This is a genomic window from Kordia sp. (assembly GCF_050633145.1).
GTDB lineage: Bacteria > Bacteroidota > Bacteroidia > Flavobacteriales > Flavobacteriaceae > Kordia.
The window spans coordinates 1-24,721 of record NZ_JBOEFY010000024.1 but is presented as its reverse complement, the minus strand read 5'-3'; the positions used below and the strand labels follow the sequence as shown (position 1 = coordinate 24,721).

Annotated in this window: 23 protein-coding genes; 12 read left to right on the top strand and 11 right to left on the bottom strand. The window is 33.0% G+C overall.

Annotation, left to right across the window (positions count from 1 at the left end):
* The gene (locus ACRBBL_RS12280) at positions 1-1,038 is read left to right on the top strand and encodes an endonuclease/exonuclease/phosphatase family protein (protein ID WP_431369352.1); all 1,038 of its coding nucleotides are present in this window, start codon (positions 1-3) and stop codon (positions 1,036-1,038) included.
* Between the two features lie 124 nt (positions 1,039-1,162).
* Entirely contained in the window at positions 1,163-1,375 is a 213-nt protein-coding gene (locus ACRBBL_RS12275) for a hypothetical protein (RefSeq protein ID WP_431369351.1), read from the top strand.
* 613 nt (positions 1,376-1,988) lie between these two features.
* Here the strand turns inward: ACRBBL_RS12275 and ACRBBL_RS12270 are convergent.
* The 10 genes from ACRBBL_RS12270 to ACRBBL_RS12225 form a co-directional block, all read right to left on the bottom strand.
* Entirely contained in the window at positions 1,989-2,726 is a 738-nt protein-coding gene (locus tag ACRBBL_RS12270) for a hypothetical protein (RefSeq protein ID WP_431369350.1), read from the bottom strand.
* Positions 2,727-2,880: 154 nt separating this feature from the next.
* Positions 2,881-3,189: a DUF6122 family protein gene (locus tag ACRBBL_RS12265; protein ID WP_431369349.1), complete on the bottom strand. Its 309-nt coding sequence runs from the start codon at positions 3,187-3,189 to the stop codon at positions 2,881-2,883.
* A complete protein-coding gene (locus tag ACRBBL_RS12260; RefSeq protein ID WP_431369348.1) occupies positions 3,189-3,809 on the bottom strand; it encodes a WbqC family protein in 621 nt (206 codons plus the stop codon). Before ACRBBL_RS12260 ends, ACRBBL_RS12265 begins: the two co-directional genes overlap by 1 nt.
* Before the next feature lie 72 nt (positions 3,810-3,881).
* Positions 3,882-4,256, bottom strand: a complete 375-nt coding sequence (locus ACRBBL_RS12255) for a four helix bundle protein (protein ID WP_431369347.1) — start codon at positions 4,254-4,256, stop codon at positions 3,882-3,884.
* A gap of 62 nt (positions 4,257-4,318) precedes the next feature.
* Positions 4,319-5,890: a signal peptidase I gene (gene lepB / locus ACRBBL_RS12250; protein WP_431369346.1), complete on the bottom strand. Its 1,572-nt coding sequence runs from the start codon at positions 5,888-5,890 to the stop codon at positions 4,319-4,321.
* A gap of 92 nt (positions 5,891-5,982) precedes the next feature.
* Entirely contained in the window at positions 5,983-6,684 is a 702-nt protein-coding gene (dapB, locus tag ACRBBL_RS12245) for a 4-hydroxy-tetrahydrodipicolinate reductase (RefSeq protein ID WP_431369345.1), read from the bottom strand.
* Between the two features lie 32 nt (positions 6,685-6,716).
* Positions 6,717-7,364 carry a DUF5683 domain-containing protein gene (locus tag ACRBBL_RS12240; RefSeq protein ID WP_431369344.1) on the bottom strand — a complete coding sequence of 216 codons (648 nt, stop codon included), beginning with the start codon at positions 7,362-7,364 and terminating at the stop codon, positions 6,717-6,719.
* Positions 7,354-8,259, bottom strand: a complete 906-nt coding sequence (locus ACRBBL_RS12235; protein WP_431369343.1) for a ParB/RepB/Spo0J family partition protein — start codon at positions 8,257-8,259, stop codon at positions 7,354-7,356. Before ACRBBL_RS12235 ends, ACRBBL_RS12240 begins: the two co-directional genes overlap by 11 nt.
* A gap of 5 nt (positions 8,260-8,264) precedes the next feature.
* Positions 8,265-9,035 carry a ParA family protein gene (locus ACRBBL_RS12230; protein WP_431369342.1) on the bottom strand — a complete coding sequence of 257 codons (771 nt, stop codon included), beginning with the start codon at positions 9,033-9,035 and terminating at the stop codon, positions 8,265-8,267.
* A 150-nt stretch (positions 9,036-9,185) separates the two neighbouring features.
* Positions 9,186-12,035: a M16 family metallopeptidase gene (locus ACRBBL_RS12225; RefSeq protein ID WP_431369341.1), complete on the bottom strand. Its 2,850-nt coding sequence runs from the start codon at positions 12,033-12,035 to the stop codon at positions 9,186-9,188.
* A 287-nt stretch (positions 12,036-12,322) separates the two neighbouring features.
* On the opposite strand from ACRBBL_RS12225, the gene ACRBBL_RS12220 reads away from it, so the two are divergent.
* From ACRBBL_RS12220 to ACRBBL_RS12180, 9 genes are all read left to right on the top strand, one after another.
* A complete protein-coding gene (locus ACRBBL_RS12220) occupies positions 12,323-14,056 on the top strand; it encodes an OstA-like protein (protein WP_431369340.1) in 1,734 nt (577 codons plus the stop codon).
* A gap of 173 nt (positions 14,057-14,229) precedes the next feature.
* A complete protein-coding gene (locus tag ACRBBL_RS12215; protein WP_431369339.1) occupies positions 14,230-14,757 on the top strand; it encodes an STM3941 family protein in 528 nt (175 codons plus the stop codon).
* Positions 14,758-14,816: 59 nt separating this feature from the next.
* Positions 14,817-15,620, top strand: coding sequence for a hypothetical protein (locus ACRBBL_RS12210; RefSeq protein ID WP_431369338.1), 804 nt, complete (start codon positions 14,817-14,819; stop codon positions 15,618-15,620).
* Positions 15,621-15,756: 136 nt separating this feature from the next.
* Positions 15,757-16,938 carry an aspartate aminotransferase family protein gene (locus tag ACRBBL_RS12205; protein ID WP_431369337.1) on the top strand — a complete coding sequence of 394 codons (1,182 nt, stop codon included), beginning with the start codon at positions 15,757-15,759 and terminating at the stop codon, positions 16,936-16,938.
* A 199-nt stretch (positions 16,939-17,137) separates the two neighbouring features.
* Complete coding sequence (locus ACRBBL_RS12200; RefSeq protein WP_431369336.1) at positions 17,138-18,538, top strand: tetratricopeptide repeat protein; 1,401 nt, start codon at positions 17,138-17,140, stop codon at positions 18,536-18,538.
* Between the two features lie 80 nt (positions 18,539-18,618).
* The gene (locus tag ACRBBL_RS12195) at positions 18,619-19,566 is read left to right on the top strand and encodes a DUF368 domain-containing protein (RefSeq protein ID WP_431369335.1); all 948 of its coding nucleotides are present in this window, start codon (positions 18,619-18,621) and stop codon (positions 19,564-19,566) included.
* Positions 19,567-19,583: 17 nt separating this feature from the next.
* Positions 19,584-19,757: a hypothetical protein gene (locus tag ACRBBL_RS12190; RefSeq protein ID WP_431369334.1), complete on the top strand. Its 174-nt coding sequence runs from the start codon at positions 19,584-19,586 to the stop codon at positions 19,755-19,757.
* A gap of 12 nt (positions 19,758-19,769) precedes the next feature.
* Positions 19,770-20,531 carry a shikimate dehydrogenase family protein gene (locus ACRBBL_RS12185; RefSeq protein ID WP_431369333.1) on the top strand — a complete coding sequence of 254 codons (762 nt, stop codon included), beginning with the start codon at positions 19,770-19,772 and terminating at the stop codon, positions 20,529-20,531.
* Between the two features lie 121 nt (positions 20,532-20,652).
* Positions 20,653-22,752, top strand: a complete 2,100-nt coding sequence (locus ACRBBL_RS12180; protein WP_431369485.1) for a DUF349 domain-containing protein — start codon at positions 20,653-20,655, stop codon at positions 22,750-22,752.
* 616 nt (positions 22,753-23,368) lie between these two features.
* Here ACRBBL_RS12180 and mazG read toward each other — a convergent pair.
* Positions 23,369-24,142 carry a nucleoside triphosphate pyrophosphohydrolase gene (gene mazG / locus ACRBBL_RS12175; RefSeq protein WP_431369332.1) on the bottom strand — a complete coding sequence of 258 codons (774 nt, stop codon included), beginning with the start codon at positions 24,140-24,142 and terminating at the stop codon, positions 23,369-23,371.
* 114 nt (positions 24,143-24,256) lie between these two features.
* Between mazG and ACRBBL_RS12170 the strand changes: the two genes are divergently transcribed.
* Positions 24,257-24,700: a DUF1572 family protein gene (locus tag ACRBBL_RS12170; RefSeq protein WP_431369331.1), complete on the top strand. Its 444-nt coding sequence runs from the start codon at positions 24,257-24,259 to the stop codon at positions 24,698-24,700.
* Positions 24,701-24,721: the final 21 nt, after the last annotated feature.

The following is a 24,721-nucleotide window of genomic DNA, read 5'->3' as shown; positions in this document are numbered from 1 at the left end:
ATGAGCGATAAGAAGAAGAAAAGATTACGAATATTGAGTAGAGTTATCTTCTTCTTAAATAGTGTATTTGCTGCACTATTGCTTCTCTCCTACATTCTTCCGTATGCAGTACCCAAAAGCTTTCCAATTCTTTCTGTACTAAGTTTATTAGTGCCCGTTTTTATTGTAATCAATTTTATATTCATGCTTTTTTGGATTTTAAGCGTCCGAAAACATTTCTTATTATCATTTATTGTGTTGATTTTAGGGTATTCGCATGTGACTTCCATGTATAAGTTTTCTGGAAACACAACAGAACCTTCTAAAAATTCATTGTCTTTGATGAGTTATAATGTGCGTTTGTTTAATATTTATGATTGGATTAAAGAATCAAATATTAATCGAAAGATTGTGGATTTAGTCCAAACAACTTCACCAGATATTGTAGCGTTTCAAGAGTTTCATCACAATCAAAAAGAAGCATTTGATTTTTATCCCTATCAACATATTGTTTTAAGAGGGAAAAAGAAAAAAGCCGGACAAGCTATTTTTTCTAAATTTCCGATTATTCATAAAGGTTCAATTGAGTTTCCAAATACACCAAACAATGCAATTTATATAGATATTGTAAAGAACAATGACACCATTCGTGTGTATAATTTGCATTTACAATCGCTTCGTATCAATCCGCAGAAAGAAGAATTTTCACAGAAAAATTCAGAACGTTTATTAAAACGTATGGCAAAAACGTTTAAAATGCAGCAATCGCAGGTAGAACTATTTGAAGCTAATCGTAAAAAATGCACCTATAAAAACATTATTCTAGGCGATTTTAATAATACGCCGTTCTCCAATGTCTATAAAAGAATTAAAGGTGACATGAAAGATGCATTTGTAGAGGCTGGAAAAGGATTTGGCTCAACATTGGACTTTTCATATTTCCCTATGCGAATTGATTTTATTTTGACAGATGAATCTTTTAATGTCAACACTTTTAAAACATTTTCAGAACACTACTCCGATCATTTTGCAATTCAAAGTGTGATTTCATTGGATTAATTATTATCCTTCTTTATTGCCTATTAAAATACGATTGTATTAGAAGTAATACTTTATCGGCTTTCACTTTCCCTTGCTTACTATTTCATTCATTTGGTTTAACATTAATATTAAAACCATTGTTATGAAAAAAAGAAATTTCACACCGTTAACGCTGAACAAAACGTCCATTTCAAGTTTAGAGAGTTCTCAAATTTTAGGTGGCGCAAGCAAACCCTGTTTTTTTTCTGTTAAACCAGTATGCGAAACAAAAATTTGCTCCTCTACTGTGTTTCAAGATTGTACAGTTACGTATGCAGTTTGTGAAACTGAACCAAGGTTTTGTGGAGCATTTTAAAAAACAAACGAACTTCGGTTCGTTTTTTCGTTTCTCATTTTATTTTTAGAAGTACTAGTTATTAGAAATGCTTTGGCTTTTTTAATAACCTTTGTTTTATAAACCGCAGGTTACACTTCTTGTTTTCACTTTTTTACTGTCATATTTTCGAGTCAACATTAATTATAAAACCGATATTATGAAAAAAAGAAATCTTAATTCTCTACGATTCAAAAAGGTGCGTATTTCTAATTTTAAGAACACTCATGTATTAGGTGGTAATAGTAAAAAATGTTTTTTTTCTATTAAACCAATATGCGAAACGAAAATTTGTGACTCTATTGCATATCAAGATTGCACGGTCACATATGCTGCTTGTGCAACAGAACCAAGATTCTGCGGAGCATTTTAAAGAGAAGCGAACTTCAGTTCGTTTTCTTTTTCTACGCCTATTCATTAATGTGAGTTCGATATAAATTTTATTTTATACATCTGATTTTCAAATCGAGCGCAGTTGAGATTCAATTAAAAAGCATAGTTTTATAGTGTTCTCGACTGCGCTCGAACTGACAAGTATTTAATTTTGAATGTTTCAGGTGTAATATTCGTGATTTTTATATCGAACTCACGTTAACTATTCTTTTTCTGCCAAATACGCCTCACTTTGTTTAAAGTATTTTTGAAGCGAACTGTTTAAATATTGACTGTATTCTGTAGATTCATTTCGTATGTTGGAAAGTTTTGCCATTGCATACGCTATAATTTGTTCTGGTAAATACCCTTGAGCATTCATTTCCCAACCAAATCCGCCTGCCATTGTTCCTGTAGAAAAGTTAAAACTCGAGTTTCCTAAAAAGATTCCGAAACCATACGCTATCGCAGTTAAATCGGTGAGATATTCGTCGTTTTCTTCTATTCGGTTTTCGCCTAATAAAATTTGGTGTGACAGTTCGTGTGAAATTGTTGCTATCAATGATAAAGTATCATTCAGTTGTTCTCTTTCTATAGAAATAACGATTCCATCTGCGTTTTCTTCGTAGGTTCCTGCTGCACTTTTCCATTCTCCATTTATATCTGCTGGACTCGATAATATTTCGCCATCAGCCATTTTTATAGGAGAATCGGAAAAGAAAACTAATTGAATATCCACATCTTGAATATTCATCAATTCCATTGTACGCTCTAAGATGAACTCAGCATCTTGTTCACTTTTATCAAAAGTTCTATCGTAATAGTTTTTTGTTGGTGTCACTGTTCTGATTTCCATGAAATGATCTTTACCCAAACTTCCCTGCAACCATTGCAGTGCTTCATCAACCCAAGCTTTGTCTTCAGGTGTTATCGGTAATTTTTTCTTTTTTTTCCAGAACATAATTCTCAATTAAATTTTCACTACTTTCATTAAGTAAACACTAATAGTTACAATAGTATTTTTTAAGCAATGCTATATCAGTTACTTTATATGTGTATTGCAAAATATAGTTTTGTTACTTATATCTTTCAAAAAACCAAAGAAATTTTAGAGCTTACATCATCCAACAATCTGCCAAATCTGCTAGGATATGCAGCAATAAACCAATTCCGAGAATCCGTGTTTTTTTGAAAAATAGAAATCCCATGTAAATAGCAATTGCATAATATGTGTGTAATGGATGAAAGTTAATACTGCAACGATTCGGATCAAAAATTGGTGTTGCTACTAAATGATCGAGATCAATCAACATACAAAGGACAAAGATGAGATATGTTGTTTTCCATGATTTTCTATAGATTAGAAAAGCGAGCAATAACGGAAAAACAAAGTGCAGTCCGTAATGAACATAAAATCGCAGCATTATAAAACGGTTTGTTGCTCCAAATACGTCAGCGCATTAGTGCCTTCGTTGAAAAGTAAATCCAAGATACTTAAATTAGGAATGAAGCCGTGTTTTGCTTCAAATACTTGTGTGTATGTATCAAATCCGTGATCTGGTTCCTTCTTTACATTTACTAATTTTCTAAAGTCTTGAACATCTGTAATTATTGACTGATATTCTTTTGTTTGAGAAGTGCTAACATCCAGTTGCAGACATTCATTTAGTATTTGAATCGTATCAAAATTTACATCGATTAAATGTGTATAACGTTTTTCAAAAATTGGTCGTAATTCATCTTCGTAATATTCAAAATAAGGCGAAGTTCGATATGCACTTTCTAAAGATTTCCAGTGCAAACGTTGCCAAGCAGTTTCATTTGCAATCTCAATTTCTTTATACTTTATGTGTTTTACTTTTTTATCGTGTCTTATAGGAACATTAAACATTAGTTTTCCATTCGCACCATAAATGTAGGTACGACTGCGATAGGTTTGCTTCTGGAAATTATCTTCCATTTCATACACCAAATCGGTAGCTTTTGCAAATACTACGTAATGTGCAATGCTTGGAAAATATGTTGGATGTACTAAGGTGCTCAATTTATGTGGATTTGTTTTTTATTAATTCGTCAATTCGTTTTTTGTCAATCTGTTTTCGTGTATTTGTATTATTTACTGGTTGATATTGTTAATTTGATATCTACGTAAAGCATTCAATTTATTTGTAATACTTTCTAGTTGTTTTCTTAATAGTAAATATTGCTTTTGTGTAATGAATTCCAATTCGCATGAAATTATCAATTGATTGATTACCTCAACAGCTGAACTGAAAGCAATGGTACTAAATCGAGCTTTCTCTTTGTTTGTTCTTCTAGAAACACCTTCTGCAATGTTAGAACATATAGATGTAGAAATTCTTCTTAATTGAGAAACCAATCCAAATTTTTCATTTTCAGGAAATTCTTGTGTGACTTTATAAATTTGTTTCGTCAATTCTTTCGATTCAATCCAAACTTGCAATTTTTCAAAATTATACACGTAGTTCATTCACTAAACATATCAACAATTCATACACAAAAAAATCACTTTTTTGTTTCAGTGAACCTTAACTATTTAGACGCTTCTTTCTTACGTTTTCTATAATAGCTAAATCCAAACCAAGCAGCTAGTAAAATTAAGAAGTATTTAAAATACGAAACTGGTTCTCCATCTCCACTTACCGTTGTAAACATACGATCCCAACGAATTTTATTGAAGAATCCTTTGGCATTAGTGTCCCAACTCATCCAAATAAATACTGGCTTTCCAAGTACATGATCAAACGGAACAAATCCCCAACTTCTAGCATCTTGAGAGTTTCCTCTGTTGTCTCCCATCATCCAGTAGTAATCTTGCTTAAATGTATATGCGGTAACTACTTTTCCGTCGATCTTGATTTGATTATCCTCTACAGTTATATTATTTCCTTCGTATTCTCCAATTGCTCTTTTGTATAATGGAATGTTGTCCATAGTTAACTCAACCGTTTTTCCTGCATATGGAATATCAATTGGTCCATAAAAGCTAGTATTCCATTGAAATTTATTAGAATTAGGAAATATTTTGCTTCCTCTCTCTCCTTCCTTTGGATGATATTTCTCTAAAGAAATTACATTTGGGTGATTCTTAAGTTTTGCAGCAGCTTCATCTGTAATTGCATTAAAAATACATTCAGTTCCTTGTCGATTTAAATAACCATAACCATCAGTAATATCATATGCATCATGTAAATACTGATCGTTGAACCCTTGTCCTTTTAACTTTGCTTTGTAATTAAACTGCAACTTTGCGCGTTCTGGCAATACATTTTGCTTTCCATTGATAAATACATATCCATTACGCACTTCCAATTTATCACCTGGCAATCCAACACAACGTTTTACATAATTAGATCGTTTGTCTAAGGGTTTATAAAGCGTTTTACTATTTGGTTGATCAATAACCGTTAAGCTATCCACAGGCCAATTAAATACAACAATATCATTGCGCTCAATACTTTGAAATCCTGGGAATCTAAAATACGGTAATTGTGGTTCCTTTAGGTATGATTTCATTCCTGTAAATGGAATTGCATCGTGTACCATTGGTAAGGCTACTGAAGTCATTGGTGTTCTTGCTCCGTAATGAATTTTACTTACGAATAAGAAATCACCCACTAATAAAGTTTTTTCTAAAGAAGATGTAGGAATCACAAATGGCTGCATTACATAGGTATGCACCAATGTTGCTGCTACCACTGCAAATAATATAGAAGCAACCCACTCACCTGCAGCCGAGCGTGGTTTTAAACTTCTTTCGTGTACGTATTCTACATCCAACATGTAGTTTACATAATATATATACAATCCTAAAGTAAGCACAACTAAGATTGTTTCACTTCGTTCTGTACGTCCAAAACTACGAATGGTTTCTACCCAAAGTACAGGAAAAACGATTAACTGTACAATTGGAACGAATAATAAAATTACCCAATACCATTCTTTTGGTCGGTTAATGATTCGCATTAAAACAAAAGCATTGTAAATTGGCACAGCTGCTTCCCAAGCTTTTCTGCCTGCTTTTACATATAGCTTCCAAGTTCCTAAAAAGTGAACGAGCTGAACTATTAGAAAGAATATTAAAAATGCTTGCGTAAACGTCATTTGTTGTTTATTTAGTGTTGATACTGCTTTGCAGCAAATCTTGTTGGTTATTTACAAATATATAGTCCTCAAGGGAATATATTTTATATTTATTATATGTTTAACACGTCTTTCATACTGAAAACGCCTGTTTTTTCTTGAATCCATTCTGCTGCTACAACAGCGCCTAAAGCAAAGCCTTGTCGGTTGTGCGCTTCATGTTTTATGGAAATAGTATCAATAGCAGATGTGTATGTAATTTCGTGTGTTCCCGGCACTTCTGGAATACGTTTGGCAACAATTGGAATTTCATTTTCGTTTTCGGCTTTGTCAAGCTTCCAGTCAGTATAATTTGTATGTTGCATAATGCCTTCTGCCAATGTAATAGCTGTACCACTTGGTGCATCTAGTTTTTTGGTGTGATGAATTTCTTCTAAAGAAATATTATAATCTTCCATTTGAGACATCATTTTCGCCAAATAAGCATTCATCTCAAAGAAAATATTTACACCTAAACTAAAGTTAGAAGCATAAATAAAAGCACCTTTTTCAGTTTCACACATTTGCACAACCTCATCGTATTTTTCCAACCAACCTGTAGTCCCAGAAATAACAGGAACTTGCTGTTTGATACAATGTGTAATGTTTTGAAAAGCTGCAGAAGGAATACTAAAATCGATTGCTACATCTACATTTGTAAAGTCGTACGAAGCAATATCTTCAGAAATTTTATGAGTAATGACATGATTTCTACTCAAGGCAATTTTTTCAATCTCTTTTCCCATTCTACCATATCCAAGCAAGGCAATATTCATAAGAGTTTAGTTTTTGGAAGTTGTATAAAAGATTAAAATTTAAAATTGAGCGTCAATCCTAAGTTTCTATTGAAATCGATATCATTTTGATCAATATGTGGGCGCAATGATAAATCGTCACTTACGTTAAATTGCAATAAGTGCGCATCTACATTAGCGTCAACAATATTCAATACATACGCTACTACGGTTAACAACAACGACAAGTCACGATTTCGTTGATAGAATTCTTGTCCATCAATTAACGCATTATTGTCTAGTACAATTCCTTGAAATTCGTCATCATTAAAACCTGCCAAACGTCGTTTGTATGCACGTCTGTAGCGGTTGTAATTTTTATTATTAGTAATGTAGAAATAAATTCCTGTTCCCATTGCTGCATATACAATTGGAATTTTCCAGTATTTTTTATTGTATGCTTGTCCTAAACCTGGTAAAATAGCCGAATAAAAAGCAGCTTTAGAAGGTGATAACGGATCTATTCCTTTTTTCTCTTCTACAACAACTGCATTTTCTACTTTTAAAACAGATTCCTCTTTTTTGACTTCCTTTTTCTTAGCTTCTTCTGCTACCTTTTCTTTTTTAGGTACTTTTTTTGTTTCTTCTTTTTCTTCTTGCGACCACGAAAGTTGGCACGCAAAACATAAGAAACATAACGTTATAATGACTCTACTTCCCACTTTTTAGTAATTTTTTAATTCGTGCGAAATCTGCTTCAGAATGAAATGGAATGGTAATTTTCCCTTTGCCATTTTTTCCAACTTTCACATCGACTTTATGTCCAAAATGTTCTGAAAAATCACGAATTCCTTTTTTTACAAATTTCGGGACGTCTTCTTTTTCAGTTGATGGCGCATCAATAGTTTTGTCTTGCTTGTAATTTTTCACCAATGCTTCTGTATCACGTACAGAAAGTGATTTGGAAACAATCATTTCGTAGATTTCCAATTGATCGTTGGTATCTTCAATATTTACCAATGCACGTCCGTGTCCCATACTTAAGAAACCATCGCGCATTCCTGTTTGAATGATTGGATCTAATTTTAATAAACGTAAATAGTTAGCTATGGTAGAACGTTTTTTTCCAACACGCTGACTCATTTGTTCTTGCGTTAAGCTAATTTCATCAATCAATCGTTGGTACGAAAGTGAAATTTCTATTGGATCTAAATCGGCACGTTGAATGTTTTCAACCAATGCCATTTCTAGTGATTCTTGATCGTTTGCAATACGCACATACGCAGGAATCGTTTCCTTTCCAATAAGTTTTGACGCTCTAAAACGACGTTCTCCAGAAACCAATTGGTATTTTTCGAACCCAAGCTTTCGAACCGTAATTGGCTGTATAACACCTAATTCTTTGATAGAAGAAGCTAATTCGCGAAGTGCTTCTTCATTAAAATTGGTACGTGGCTGAAACGGATTCACTTCTATTGTTGTAATTGATAACTCTACAATATTACCAACAACTTGATCTGCATTTTTGTCTGAAACAGATGAAATATCATTTTCAGGATCTTTTAATAATGCGGATAATCCTCTTCCTAGTGCTTGTTTTTTTGTTGCCTTCGCCATAAATCTTATTTACCACTGTTTTTCTTAATCACTTCGTGCGCTAAGTTTAAGTAATTGGCTGCTCCTTTACTACTTGCATCATAATTAATAATGCTTTCTCCATAACTTGGCGCTTCACTCAATCGTACATTTCGTTGAATGATGGTTTTAAATACCATATCATTGAAATGTTTTTGCACTTCTTCTACAACTTGGTTCGATAATCGCAAGCGAGAATCATACATTGTGAGCAACAATCCTTCAATATCTAATGCTGGATTGTGTATTTTTTGAACACTTTTTATGGTGTTTAATAGTTTTCCTAAACCTTCTAACGCAAAATATTCACATTGTATCGGAATCATTACTGCGTCTGCTGCTGTCAATGCATTTAAGGTTAACAATCCTAACGATGGAGCACAATCGATTAAAATATAATCAAATTGATCTTTGATTGGCGCTAAAGCTTTACGCAACATATATTCACGTTGATCTTTATCTACCAATTCAATTTCAATCGCTACCAAATCAATATGCGCAGGAATGATGCTTAGGTTCGGAGAACTAGTTTCCATTACTACATCAGCAGCATTTACCGTATGTTCTAGCAACTGATACGTACCTTTTTCAATACTTTCCACATCTATACCCAACCCTGAAGTTGCGTTTGCTTGTGGATCTGCATCTATCAATAATACTTTCTTTTCCAGTACACCTAAAGATGCTGCTAAATTTACGGAAGTCGTTGTTTTTCCAACGCCACCTTTTTGATTTGCAATAGCAATTATTTTGCCCATGGTTAGTTTGAGGATTTTAAGCGATAAAAATACAATTATTATTGAGTTAATGAAATGAAAATTATTAACAAACGTGATAATGTTTCGTTAAAACTGAGCATAAAAAAACCGCTCAGAAAAATCTGAGCGGTTTTAGCATATTCTATGGCTTTATTTTTCAGGGTTATGAATTCCCAAAATATATCCTTTTGTCAAATATTTTTGTCCGACATTTTGAATATCTTTTGCCGTAACTTCGTTAACAGAGGTTTCAAATTTTAAAGTTCTGTTTGGATTTCTTTTCATATAATCTGTATTACTTAAATATCGCAACCAGAATCTATTCTTTTTTACTTGTTCTTTGTTATCTAATAAAGCTGCTTCTTTTACTTTACTTACATCTTTATCTGTAGGTCCATTATCAATAATTTCTTGTAATTCTGCCAATGCAGCATCTTTCAATTTATCTACATTTTCTGGTCCACAAGGGAATGAAATTCGCATGTTAAACCATCCATACGGGAACGAACGAATACTTCCTGAAGCACTTGCGCCATATACACCACCTTCTTGCTCACGAAGTTTTTCGATCAGTTTAATACTTAATATATCGCCCAAAAACTGCATTGCTCTAGCTTCTTTACTATTGTATTCGGCTTTTCCGTTGAAAATAATTTGCACTGAACTTTTAGGATCTTTTCCTTTTTCAATAATTTTTGTATGCTTTCCTGCTAATGGTCGAAATGTTGAGAAATTTGGTTTTTCGTTTGAGTTTTTCCCAGGTAAACTTGCCAAATACTTTTCTACATATTCTTGAAGTTTTTGCTCATCTACATTTCCAACAAAATAAAAATTGAAATCTCCAGCATCTGCAAAACGTTCTTGATATTTTTCAAAAGCCAAGTCATAATCACTCGCATCCATCGCTTCTGGTGTTGGGAAACCTTGATATCTTGGATTCTTTTCATTCATAAATTTCCCCATTTCAAACTGAAAATAGAATTGCGGGCTTTTCATTATGTTTGTTAAAAATCCTTTTTGCTTTGTGAGGTATGAGTTATATGCCTTTTCGTCTTTATTTAATTTGGTAAAGTACAAATGCGTCATTTGAAAAAGTGTTTCTAAGTCTTTCGGCGTTGTACTTCCGTTAAATCCTTCTCGGTACGAACCAATATAAGGACGAACTCTTGCTATTTTACCAGACATCATTTTACGTAAATCAACTTTAGAAAACCCGTTTACACCAGCTTCTCCCAATCCGCCATTAGCAAATCCAATAGCTTTAAAATCAGCATCACTGTATAATGATGTTCCACCTAAACTATATGCAGAAAATAATATTTCATCATTTTTAAAGTCTGTCTTTTTGAATATAACTTTTGCACCATTACTTAAGGTCATTGTTGTAACACCTATAGCAGCGTTTGTGCTTTTATTAATTACTTTTCCTGGTTCTGGTAAATCAGAAATCAAACTACTTTCTACCTCATTATCTTCATACGGTTTGATATCTTTTGTCTTTACAGATTTTAAAACTTCTAATACTTGTGCTTCCGTAATTTTTGGTGCGCCTTCTTTTTCCGGACCTGTTAGCACAATTACTGTATTAGTATCTCTTAGATACTGATTTATCAGTTTGTTAATTTCTTCTAATTTGATTGTAGGCAATTGCTCATTGAAGAATTTAAATGTCCATTCAATTCCTGGGATTGGTTCACCCGATAAAAAGTTACTTACATATTGTCCAACAATACGAGAAGATTCCATTTTATCACGATCCTTGTATGCTTTTTCTAATCTTGCCATGAAGCTTTTCTTAGCTCTATCAAATTCTCCTTGCCCGAAACCATATTTACGTACACGCTCGTTTTCTTCTAATAAAGCTGTCAATGCAGTTAATTGCCCATCTGGTGCAGACATTGCTGTCGATTGATATGCTTCTTTGGTTCTTGCCCAAGTTCCTCCATGATAACTTGATCCAAATACAAACGGTGGATTTTCAGATTCTGTCAATTCACTCAATCGATTGTTGATCATTTGTGAAAACATACCTTGTATGACTTGCTTTCTATAATCATCTGTAGTTTTTACTTGTTCAGGAACTCCTAAGTCTTTAAATAAGACCTGTACTCTTGCAAATGATGCTTCTTTATCTGTTTCAATAGCCACTAAAGTTTCTTCGTGATTTTTTACATCATGCGTCACTCTCGGTTTTGGATTTACAGCTGCAGGAATTTTACCAAAGTGAGATTTTATTTTCTCTTCCAATACTTTTACGTCTACATCTCCAACAGCGATTACTGCCATTAAATCTGGACGATACCAATCTTTGTAAAAACGACGTAAACTTTCATGTTTAAACGTTTCTAAGTTTTCCTTTGTTCCAATTGGCAAACGTTTTGCATATTTTGAACCGTACATAATTTTAGGCAAGTACTTTTGTAACATACGTTCATCTGCTCCTTTTCCTAAGCGATATTCTTCTAAAACTACACCTCTTTCATTATCAATTTCTTCACCTGTTAATAAAGCATTATGCGCCCAATCTTCTATGATTTGAAATCCTTTTTCTAACTTCTCTGGATCGTCACTTGGAATTGGTAAGATATACACCGTTTCATCAAAACTTGTGTATGCATTTAAATGTGCTCCAAATTTTACTCCGATACTTTGTAGGTAATCTACTAGTTCGTTCTTTTTAAAGTTTTTGGTTCCGTTAAAGTTCATGTGTTCCATAAAATGCGCCAATCCAACTTGGTCTTCATCTTCTAAAATAGAACCTGCATTTACCACCAAACGCAATTCAACTTTATTTTCTGGCTTTCCATTATTTTGAATATAATAGGTAAGACCATTAGATAACTTTCCTATTTTCACATTCGGATTTGTAGGTATATCCGTAAGAATCTCTCCTATTTGCGAGCCGTTTTTAGTACTCTGTTTAGATTGTGCAACGACCTCTTGCAAACCACTAATACTCAGCAGGAATAGACATCCTAAAAAGTAAATATATTTTTTCATAATTAACGATTTGATTGTTTATAATGTTAAATATAAAAGATATTGTTAAACCATAGTATGTGGTTTATTTAACTTTAACATTAAATTGTGAGTATCGGATTACTATTTTCCATCTTGTATTTGTGTAAAGAATAGGCTTTGCGCGAATCTAAAGTCTTGGAAGTTAAAAATTCACAATTTTTGAATTTTGCTCACAAAAAAGTTTATTTTTGAGCGAATTTTTAACAGTTGTACGCAACTACATCTATAAAAAGGTGTTTCTATTCGTACGACTATGTACTGCTTTTATGAAGAAATTATTCGTCTTACTTTTTTTAACACAAATTGCGTTTTCTCAAACCAAGAAACCTGCAGGCACAAAAACGGTTATCAAAATCGTGTATGGAGGGAATTTAAATGTAAATGAAGAAAAATTTCCAGGAGCAAAAATATTTTCCAAAACAGAGAATGGCCAAGTGCGTTTTGAGCATGAAGGAATGGATTTATGGTGTGATAGAGCTGTGTTGTTTCAAGATAGAAACTGGGTAAAAGCGTATGGAAATGTTTTTATTCAGCAAGGTGACTCCTTAGAAATGTCTAGTGAATATATTGAATATGATGGGAATTCAAAATTAGCAGTTTCCAAACGAAAAGTTCGCTTGCAAAATCCAGATATGACGCTTACTACAGATACGTTGTATTTTGATAGAAATAAACAAGAAGCATATTTTAACACCAAAGGAATTGTAAAAGATAGCGCTTCTACCCTAACAAGTATTGAGGGACGATATTTTATGCAAAAGAATAAATATCAATTCTTAAAAGATGTAAAAATTGACAATCCTGAATACACTGTAAACTCTGCACAATTAGATTATTATACCGATTCCAAACACGCGTATATGTATGGTCCATCAACCATCAAAGGGAAAGAATATACGATATTTTGCAAACGCGGATTTTACAATACGGTTGCCGAAAAAGGGTATTTTATCAAAGAATCACGAATTGATTACGACAACCGAATCATCAATGGAGACAGTTTATATTTTGAAAAAAATAACGAATTCGCTTCCGCCACCAACAATATAAAAATTACCGATACCATTAATAAAATGATCTTAAAAGGTCATTATGGAGAAGTGTACAAAGCTAAAGATTCTGCTTTTATTACCAAGCGAGCTTTAGCAATTACCTTGGTAGAAACTGATTCAATGTATATACATGGTGATCGTTTGTTAGTCACTGGTCCAGCCGAAAATAGAGTCATTCGCGCATATAAAAATGTAAAGTTTTTTAAAACAGACATGAGCGGAAAATGTGATTCACTATTCGCAGATAACAAATCGGGAATTACAAAAATGCTTCGCAAACCAATTATGTGGAATGGCGATAGTCAGATGACTGGTGATACAATTTTCTTGATTTCGAATGTAAAAACAGAAAAATTAGACTCCTTAAAAGTAATCAACAACGCATTTATTGTACAAAAAGATACACTTGGTGAGAGCAATTTCAATCAGGTGAAAGGTCAAAACTTATATGGAAAGTTTAAGGACAACAAATTGTATGAAGTTGATGTCATTAAAAATACCGAGGTTGTCTATTATATGTATAATGACAAAAATGAATTCATCGGAATTAATAAAACCATTTGTAGCGCCATCAATCTTACATTAAACGAAAATCAAATAGAAGATATTACCTTTTTTACACGACCAGATGGCGTGATTTATCCTGATGCCGATTTACCCAAAAATGCACGTAAACTGCGTGGTTTTATTTGGCGTGGCGATGAACGCATGTTTTCTAAAGATGATATTTTTGACGAAGACGATAATAACATCGTATTACCTGTGATTCGTGGTATTGATCATCCAATGGATCCACAAGAGGATGAAGACAGTCGCGAAGAGGGAATTTTTAAATCAACCATAAAAGCCACTCCTCCAAAAAAGGAAAAGGAGAAAAAAGTCTACGAGAAAAAGAAAATGGTTGTGCAGCCGCAAAAGAAGAAAAAGAAAACTCTAAAAGAGCAATAGTGTTAGACTGTTAGACTGTTAGACTGTTAGACTGTTAGACTGTTAGACTGTTAGACTGTTAGACTGTTAGACAAAATTAAGTTTGCTGGTAACTCAACTTGATAAAACTAAAAAAATTCTTTTGAAGGGTAACATTTTCCAACAATTCATGTCTTATCATAAAACTTTAGACAATGAACACTCCAATAGAAATTCCTCAAAGCAAGAAAAAAATAGTATTCCTCATCTTAGGAAGTCTCGTGTTTGTAACCTTAGGATTTTGTTTCTACTTTGAAGTTATTCCTAATAATGGCAATTTTAATGAAACGTTTATTAAAATAGTAGGTATCGCTTCTATCCTGTTTTTTGGACTGACTTTACTTATCGGAATTAATCGATTGATAAAAACAAAACCTGGATTAATCATCAACGAAAAAGGAATTATAGACAACTCAACAGCTACAAGTGTTGGTTTTATTCCTTGGAAAGATATTACGAGTATTAATCCAATAAAGGTGTTGTCAACTAGTTTTTTAATTGTTCATGTAAAAAATCCGGAAAGCTACATTAGTAAAGGAAAAAATGCACTTATCAAAAAAAGTTTGCAGTATAATCTTAAAAATCACGGTTCTCCAATTGCTATCGGATCAACTACACTTGCAATGAAGCTTCAAAAAACAGAAGCGCTCATCAAAGAAGGTCTTGAAAAACATACTGAGTAATCGATTGAATTGTATTTTTTCTTACATTACATAAAACTACATTAACAGGTACCAAAACCATGAAAATACTTCAAAAAATAATCCCAATTCTCATACTTTCAACTTTTTTTGCGTGTACTCCTACAGAACGAAAAGGTCTTACTGAAAAAAACAGAGCATATGTGACACAAGCTGTAAATGATTCTTGTGTAAATGAGTTTAAATTTGTGACACATGACTTAATTCTGGAACTTAATACTATTTCTTTAGACAAAATAGAATTACTAGCTAAAGAGCAATTGGATAGCGTTTATGGAAGTATAGGTGTATCTAACTATTTTGATCCTCGATTAAAAAAAGACTTAATAAAGAACTACTTTTCTTTAGAAAATAAAATTAAAGATAGTCTTATTGTAATTGGATCTAATAACTTATGGAATATTAAAAACCCCATGGCTTTTTTTGATTCAAATTCAATCCATCCAAGAAAACTAGACTGGAAAAAAACAATTTTATGCAGGTCATTTGAAGCAATTACAGTAAACCATACATTTGGTAAATGGTTTATTGAACAAAAAATAGTCCCCTGTATAAAATCCAACTGGAAAGAAACTGGTCAGTTTAAAAAAATCAAAAAAACAAAAGATGAACTAATCACATATGCAAACTATCAATATCAATTAGAAATAGAGATAAATATCCATCTCTACATAACTAATAGTGAAACTTCAAAAAAAGAACATTACGTAACAGGTTTAACGGAATTAACTAAAGGATATTCAATATCAGATTTTTCTAGCTGGTATCGTATCGACGGAATAGAACTTCCTCCAGGTACAAACAATGAGCATAAAAAAATAAAAACAATCAGAGTTATTAGATAAATAATCTCAAAAACGTTCCTTTTGTAGAATCAATCTTATTCTTAACTGCAAACACAGAAACTCTAAAATAAACCTATCAATTTTCAGTAATTAACTTTGTATCTTTGCCTGTAGGATTTTGAAGGAGATTATACTGATGAAAGAAGATTTTTTCACATACCAAGCACAAACAACACCGCATCCGTTAGCAATGGAAATATCGCATGCTGATGGAAGCTATATATACGATACCAATCACAAAAAACATTTAGATTTTGTGGCTGGTGTTTCTGCATGTAGTTTAGGTCATAAACATCCAAGAGTTGTCAATGCAATTAAAGATCAGTTAGATCAATATTTGCATGTAATGGTGTATGGAGAATATGTGCAAAAATCTGCCGTAGAGCTGACAAAATTATTAGCATCACATTTACCCGATTCGTTAGAAAAAACATACTTAACAAACTCTGGAACAGAAGCCATTGAAGGCGCTATGAAGCTTGCCAAACGTTTCACAGGACGTTCAGAACTGATTGCAGCAAAGCACGCGTATCATGGAAACACACAAGGCGCCATGAGTATTATGGGTTTTGAAGAACGCAAAAGTGCTTTTAGACCTTTGTTGCCCGATGTACACTTTATTAAATTCAATAACGAAGCCGATTTAGAAAAAATTACAACTAAAACTGCTGGTGTTATTTTAGAAACCATTCAAGGTGGCGCAGGATTTATTGTTCCAAAAAATAAGTATCTAACGAAAGTAAAACAACGTTGCGAAGAAGTTGGTGCATTGCTGATTTTGGATGAAATTCAACCTGGATTTGGTCGCACAGGAACACTTTTCGGTTTCCAAAACTACGATGTTGTACCTGATATTGTTGTGATGGGAAAAGGAATGGGCGGCGGAATGCCTGTTGGTGCGTTTACCGCTTCCGCAGAATTAATGGATTCGTTATACGATCAACCAAAGCTAGGTCATATTACCACATTTGGTGGACATCCAGTAATTGCAGCTGCTTGTTTGGCCACTTTACAAGAAATTACGGAAAGTGATTTGATGGCGCAGACTTTGGTGAAAGAAGCATTATTTAGAGCGTTATTACAGCACGAATATATTGAAGAAATTCGCGGAAAAGGACTCATGTTATCGCTTATTATGAAAAGTGGAGACATCGCAAATCAAGTAATTTTGGATGCTTTGGAAGAAGGATTGATCTTATTTTGGTTGCTTTTTGAGCCAAAAGCGGTTCGAATTACACCACCATTAACGATTTCTGAAGCAGAAATTAGAGAAGGTTGTGACATAATTATGAAAGTTTTACGAAAAATTAAAGACTAAATAACAAGTCTAAACGTTAATATACACTACACAGCCTACAAACACCTAAAACAATCGACTAAAGATCAAACCATTGACAAACAATTTAAAAATTGTAGTTGTTGATTACTTTGTTGAAAACAATTAGCTCACCGCTAACAAATCAACACTTACATCAACTACATTTAATGTAATAGAAATCTAAAAGCACGTATTGCCTATGCTATTTAGCTCTAATGAAAATAATAATTTTGCGCTATCAAAATTTGAATCGATGTTAAAAACAAACAACGTATTCTTTTTTGACTCCGCAGAATTCGAAGATATAACACATCACTATTTAGATAGCGGAAAAGTTGCTTTGGCTAAAAAAGCAATCAAAATCGGCTTAGAACAACATCCGACTTCTGTGAATTTAAAACTCATGGAAATTGAGTTAATGGTGTTTGAAAATAAGCTCGATGCTGCTGAAAAAATGTTAGATGCACTCTACACGTTAGAACCATCGAACGCAGAAATTTACATTCAAAAAGCAAATATTTACTCTAAAAGAGACGAACATTACAAAGCTATTGAGCTTTTAAAAATGGCGTTGGAATATAGTAATGACTTGACAGATGTAAATTCTTTGATCGGAATGGAGTATCTTTTTATTGACGATTTTAAAGAAGCAAAACATCACTTTATAAAATGTATTGAATTAGATATAGACGATTATTCTTCGCTGTATAATATTATCTATTGTTTTGAATTTTTAGAAGATATAGATGGTGCTATTGGCTACTTAAACGGATATATTGATAAAAATCCATACTCAGAAGTTGCTTGGCATCAGTTGGGAAAACAATACTATACAAAAAAGTTATTTCCTGAAGCATTGGCTGCTTTTGACTTTGCTATTATTGCCGATGAGCATTTTATTGGTGCGTATTTAGAAAAAGGAAAAGTACTTGAAAAATTAGGTGAATACAAAGAAGCGATTCACAATTATGAAGTAACTTTAAAATTGGATGATCCAACATCATTTGCGTATTTACGCATGGGGAAATGTCATGAAAAACTTGGAAACAAAGACTTAGCTGTAAAATTTTATTACAAAACGGTTCACGAAGATCCGTTACTAGACAAAGGTTGGACAGCCATTACCGATTTTTATATCCAACAAGACAACTATCAAAAAGCCTTGTATTACATTAATAAGGCAATTAATATTGATACAGAAAATGTTTCCTATTGGAAACGTAGTGCCGAAATTCACCGTGCATTGCAATTGTATGAAGAAGCGGATATTGCGTATCAAAAAACAGTAGAACTCGGAAATTATGAACTTTCTACTTGGATTGCTTGGGCAGATATTTTAAAACTATTAGGCGAATACGATAACAGTGTACACGTACTTTTACAAGCGCTCGAATTTTATCCAGATAATTCTAAAATTGAATACAGGTTGGCTGGTATTTATTTCACAATTGGCGAACAAAGCAAAGGTACATTTCACCTAAAAAATGCGTTGCGAAATAACTTTAAGGAGCATTTATTATTTCAAAAATTATTTCCAAATGTAGTCATGCGTATGTCTGTGAAAAATATTATTTCAGAATTTAAAAAACCGTACACATAAAATTCCATACTTTTGCGTGTAGCGTTCATAACCAAAATTATATGAACTCATCAACAAAAAACGTATAATCATAGCTACACATGGATAGAAATCTATTCGATTATTTAATCATCACCTTAAAAGGATTAGCCATGGGCGCAGCAGATGTTGTTCCTGGTGTTTCTGGTGGAACAATTGCCTTTATTTCAGGAATTTACGAAGAACTCATTACCTCAATAAATAATATTAATTTCGGATTGATAAAAACACTCCGAAAAGATGGTATCAAAGCGGCGTGGACGCAACTTAACGGAAACTTTCTGGTAGCATTAATGCTCGGAATTGGAATTAGTATTTTATCCTTAGCCAAACTTATCAAATCCTTACTGAATAGTGAACCAATATTATTATGGTCATTTTTCTTCGGATTGGTCATTGCAAGTATTCTATTCATAGGAAAACAAATAGAAAAATGGGACTGGAAAGCCATTCTTGGTTTTGCATTGGCAGCAGTACTCGCCTACTATATTACAACCTTACCACGTGGAACCGAAAGTATTGATTCTACTTGGTTTCTCTTCGTTGCTGGAGCGTTGGCAATTTGCGCCATGATTCTTCCAGGAATCTCAGGAGCTTTTATTTTAGTGCTTTTGGGCGCGTATGAACCTGTATTAAGTGCCATAAATAATAAAGATGTAAAAATGATTGCCATTTTTGCTGCTGGTGCTATTGTTGGATTGTTGCTATTTTCAAAACTCTTAAAATGGTTATTTAGCAATTATAAAAATCTAACTTTTGCCATCTTAACAGGATTTATTTTAGGCTCTTTAAATAAAATTTGGCCTTGGAAAGTCATTACAGGCACACGAATCGATTCTCATGGTGAAGAAGTAAACGTTTATGGGAAAAGTATCCTATCAAACACTTTTGAAGAATTAGGTCAAGGAGAACCTAAACTTTTATTCGCTATCGGATTAATGGTTGCTGGATTTTTAACGATTTTTATCATGGAAAAACTCGCTACAGGAAAAGATAAAAAACACGCTTAAAGTCAAGCAAAAACAACATGAAAAACACACGAACGTTCAAAGACAAAATTTTACTTATAGTAAAAGGATTGACATTGGACGCTGAGAACAAAATTCTAAGAGTTTTGGGTGGTATTGTAACATTTGCAGCTGGCTTTATGAAGAATTTATTTATTCGCTACAGCGGATTAATAGCGTTACAATTGTATTAGCACTAGATTGGTATGGAAAACGAACAAAAAACATATAAATCACTCTTCGGATTACTTGGAAAGCATATTGCCTATTCATTTTCGAGAGGTTATTTTTCCAACAAATTCAAAGCACTCAAATTAGACGATCATTTTTATACAAATTTCGACATTCCATCAATTGATGATTTTCCAAAAATTCTAAAAGAAAATCCAAACGTTAAAGGAATGAATGTAACCATTCCGTATAAAGAAACTGTAATTCCTCATTTAGACAAATTACACAGAAAAGCAAAAAAAATCGGTGCTGTAAATACAATAAAAGTACAGGAAGATGGCACATTAAAAGGGTACAATACAGACTGCTATGGTTTTAAGAAATCGCTCAAACCATATTTAAAAAAACACCATAAAAAAGCATTGATTCTCGGAACAGGCGGTGCATCTAAAGCGATTGCTTTTGTTTTTGAGGAATTAGATATTGACTACAAGTACGTTTCGCGGAAGCCAAAAAATGACAAATCGATTTCCTATCAAGATTTAAGTGAAAAAATCATGAAATCGCATGCTGTAATTGTGAATTGTACACCATTGGGAACGTATCCAAAAATTGAAGATTGCCCAGACATTCCTTATAAATATGTTTCTAAAGATTTTCTACTCTTCGATTTAATCTACAATCCGTCTGAAACTACCTTCTTAAAGCTAGGACGTTTGCAAGGCGCACAAATTGTGAATGGTTCAAAAATGTTAGAGTTTCAAGCAGAAAAAGCTTGGAAAATCTGGAATTCATAACCAATATCACAATTTTTACTGCAATTATAGCAGTTTCTCATCTGTAAAACTTTGTCGTTTTATTTCTTGTTAGTATATTCGGTACTTTAAAGCGTGAAAAAGAACCCAAACATTTATAATGATGTTAGAAGACAAAGATGATAACCTGCAAGATGCAGAAGGAAATTTAGAAGATCAGGCTACTACTGATCATACCGAAGAAACAACTAATGAAAATGAAGTTGAAGCTACTAGTGAAGTTGAAGCTGAAATTGAAGTAGAAACTGTTAGTGAAACAGAAGTTGAAGTCGAAGCTGAAACCGAGGTAGAAACTACTAGTGAAACTGAAGTAGAAGTTGAAGCTGAAACTGCTAGTGAAGTTGAAACTGAAAGCGAAGCAGAAGTTGCAGTAGAAACTACTGAAGAAGTTGTGGAAGAAGCAGAACAAACGATGTCAGAACATCAGGAAGCTGTGAATGAAGTGAGCGATAATGTTGCAGAAGACGCAGAAGATGAAAGCGCCAATGTGCGACATGAAATTCCTGTGTTAGATTATCATTCAATGTCTAAAGATGCCTTGGTAGACGAACTAGAAAAACTTGTAAGAAACGAGAAAGTTCAAGCGATTAAAGACCATGTAGATGGAATAAAATCTGAGTTCAACCAAAAATTCAATGAAGTTTTAGAACAACGCAAAGAAGAGTTTTTGGCAGAAGGCGGAAATATTATTGATTTCCATTTTTCACTGCCTATAAAAGGACGATTTAATGTTGCATACAACGAATACCGTAGCAAACGAAACGAATATTATAAAAATCTAGAAAAAGATTTACACTCAAATTTAGAAAGACGTTTAGCGTTAATTGAAGAGTTGAAAGGTTTATTGAATGTTGAAGAAAACATCAACACAACATACAAGCACTTTAAACAAATTCAAGAAGATTGGCGCAATGCTGGTTCTATTCCGAAAGCACAATACAATAATGTTTGGCGTACATATCATCATCATATTGAGCGTTTTTATGACTTTTTACACTTAAATAGAGATCTTCGCGATTTAGATTTTAAACGTAATTACGAAGAGAAACAAAAGATTGTCGCTCGTGCGGAAGAATTAGCTCAAGAAGATAATGTAATGCATTCGTTCCGAGAATTGCAAAATTTACACAGACTTTGGAAAGAAGATGTTGGACCTGTTGCTAAAGATTTACGTGAAGAAATTTGGAATCGATTTAGCGCAGCTACAAAAGTAATTCACGACAAGCGTCAAGAATTTTTCAAAAATATTGATAAAGTTTACGAGCAAAATTTAGTCGTAAAAGAAGAGATTATCACCAAAATTCAAGAAGTTTCAGCAGGAAAATATAACGTTCATAATCAGTGGCAAAACAAAATCAAAGAGATTGAAAAGCTACGTGAAGCGTTCTTTAGTGCTGGAAAAGTTCCTTTAAAAGTAAACGAACAAACTTGGGCTAAATTTAAACAAGCTGTTCGTGAGTTTAATGCAAATAAAAATGCATTCTACAAATCTTTAAAGAAAGAACAACAAGATAATTTAGCGAAGAAAATGGAGTTGATCGAATTGGCTGAATCATTGAAAGATAATGATGATTGGACAGCGACAACACCAAAAATGAAAAAGGTACAAGCCGATTGGAAAAAGATTGGACATGTACCAAAGAAAATTTCTGATAAGGTTTGGAAGCAGTTCAAAAATGCGTGTAATCACTATTTTGATCGTTTGCATGCACAGAAAAATGCTGCAAGTGCCGAAGAAAATGAAGCTTTAGAGAAAAAAGAAGCATTTTTAACAGCAATGGAAACATTTGAATTATCAGGTGAAACCAAAGCAGATATTGATAACATTAAAGCAAAAATTGCTGAATGGAAATCAATTGGAAGAGTTCCTTACAATAAAAAGAACATTGACAACAAGTTCAATAAAGTTGTTGACGGATTGTTCAATAAGTTGAATATTGACAAGCAAGAATCTGAGTTGATTAAATATACGAATCGCTTAGAGAATTTAGATCAAGGAAAAATCAATTCGGAACGCATCTTTATTCGTAGAAAAATTGACGAGATTTCTGGTGAAATGCGCCAGTTAGAAAACAACTTGCAATTTTTCTCAAACTCGTCATCTAACAGTCCGATGTTGAAAAAAGTACACCAAGATATTGAGAAGCATAAAAGAGCTTTAGAAACTTGGAAAGCGAAATTGAAGCAATTGAGATCGCTATAAGAAGTATTGAATATTGAGATATTAGTATTGAGATGTTTCAAATATCAATTAGAAATACGAAAGCCATTTAGGAAACTAAGTGGCTTTTTATTTTTGTTTTAAATGATAAATTAATATCGCAAATACAACACGTCTGATCGAGTGAATTTGTCTAACAAATTTGTATCGAGGTCTTCTAGAATCCACATAACGTTTCAAAGTACTTCTCGATACAATTTTCTATCTATCTCGATTCTTTCGATATGATAAAAAATTACTCGAAGTGACAATTTTAGCAATTAGAATTAGTAGTAAATATTAAGGTTTAAATATTGAAGAATTTCAAAAAAAACAGACCTACACGTTGATCAAATAATGAACTACACAAAATCAACAGCAAATACTTTTACATTTAAAATTTAGCATTTTACATTTATAATTTCAAAAAAACAGGCCTACAAGTTGATCAAATAGCGAACTACACAAAATCAACAGCAAATACTTTTACATTTAAAATTTAGCATTTTACATTTATAATTTCAAAAAAATAGACCTACAAATTGATCAAATAACGAACTACACAAAATCAGCAGCAAATACTTTTACATTTAAAATTTAGCATTTTACATTTATAATTTCAAAGCTTCTTAGCCTCTTCCCAAAAAACGTCCATTTCGGCAAGTGTCATATCTGCTAACTGTTTATTAAGTCCAGCAGCTTTTTGTTCTAAATATTGAAAACGTTTGATAAACTTTTTATTTGTGCGTTCTAAGGCATTTTCAGGATCTATTTTGAGAAAACGTGCATAGTTAATCATAGAAAACAATACATCGCCAAATTCATCTTCCATTGCTTGCTGATCGCCTTTAGCAACTTCTTCTTGAAATTCGCCTAATTCTTCTTCTAACTTTTCCCAAACTTGTGTCGGCTCTTCCCAATCGAAACCTACGCCTGAAACTTTATCTTGAATCCGGTTTGCTTTCACCAACGCAGGCAAACTTTTAGGCACACCTTCTAAAACAGATTTCTTTCCTTCTTTTAACTTTAAATTTTCCCAATTGCGTTTTACATCTTCTTCATCATTTACCTCAACATCTCCATATATATGCGGATGACGATTAATTAGTTTTTCACAAATTCCATTCGCAACATCTGCAATATCAAAATCGTTTGTTTCACTTCCTATTTTTGCATAAAACACAATATGCAAGAGTAAATCTCCCAATTCCTTTTTCACTTCATCCAAATCATTTTCAAGAATTGCATCACCCAATTCATAGGTTTCTTCAATCGTTAAATGACGTAGCGTTTGCAATGTTTGCTTTTTGTCCCACGGACATTGCTCGCGCAATTCATCCATAATGGTTAACAAACGGTCAAAGGCTTCAAGCTGTGCTTTTCTGGAATTCATAAGTTATGATATATAAGAATGACAAATCTAGTCATTTTAGAAACATTCTACGTTATTTTTCATTGGAGAAGGCAGACAATAATTGTACTTTTAATTCACCAAAAAAACGACTTCATGAAAACTTCCATTACAAAATTATACTCAAGAGAAATTGATCGATTAACCTCTGAAATTGAGCAATATCAAAACGAAGCTTCCTTGTGGATAGTAACAGAAAACATTTCAAATTGCGCAGGAAACTTGTGTTTACACCTTATTGGAAACCTAAATCATTTTATTGGTCGACATATGGGAAATACTGATTATGTTCGTCAACGCGAAGCAGAATTCAATACGAAAGATGTTCCAAAAGCAACTTTGCTTGCAGAAATTACAAACGTAAAAGAAATTGTAATTACCGCTTTAACGAATTTTTCAGAAGAGAAATTACAAGAAAAGTATCCGATAGAAAAGGATGGAGAAATTCCTTCTTATGAATTGATGTTACTGCATTTGCTTTGGCATTTGAGTTATCATACTGGGCAGATTAACTATCATAGAAGATTGCTAGGTAATTAGACTTCTTAGATATGTTAGATT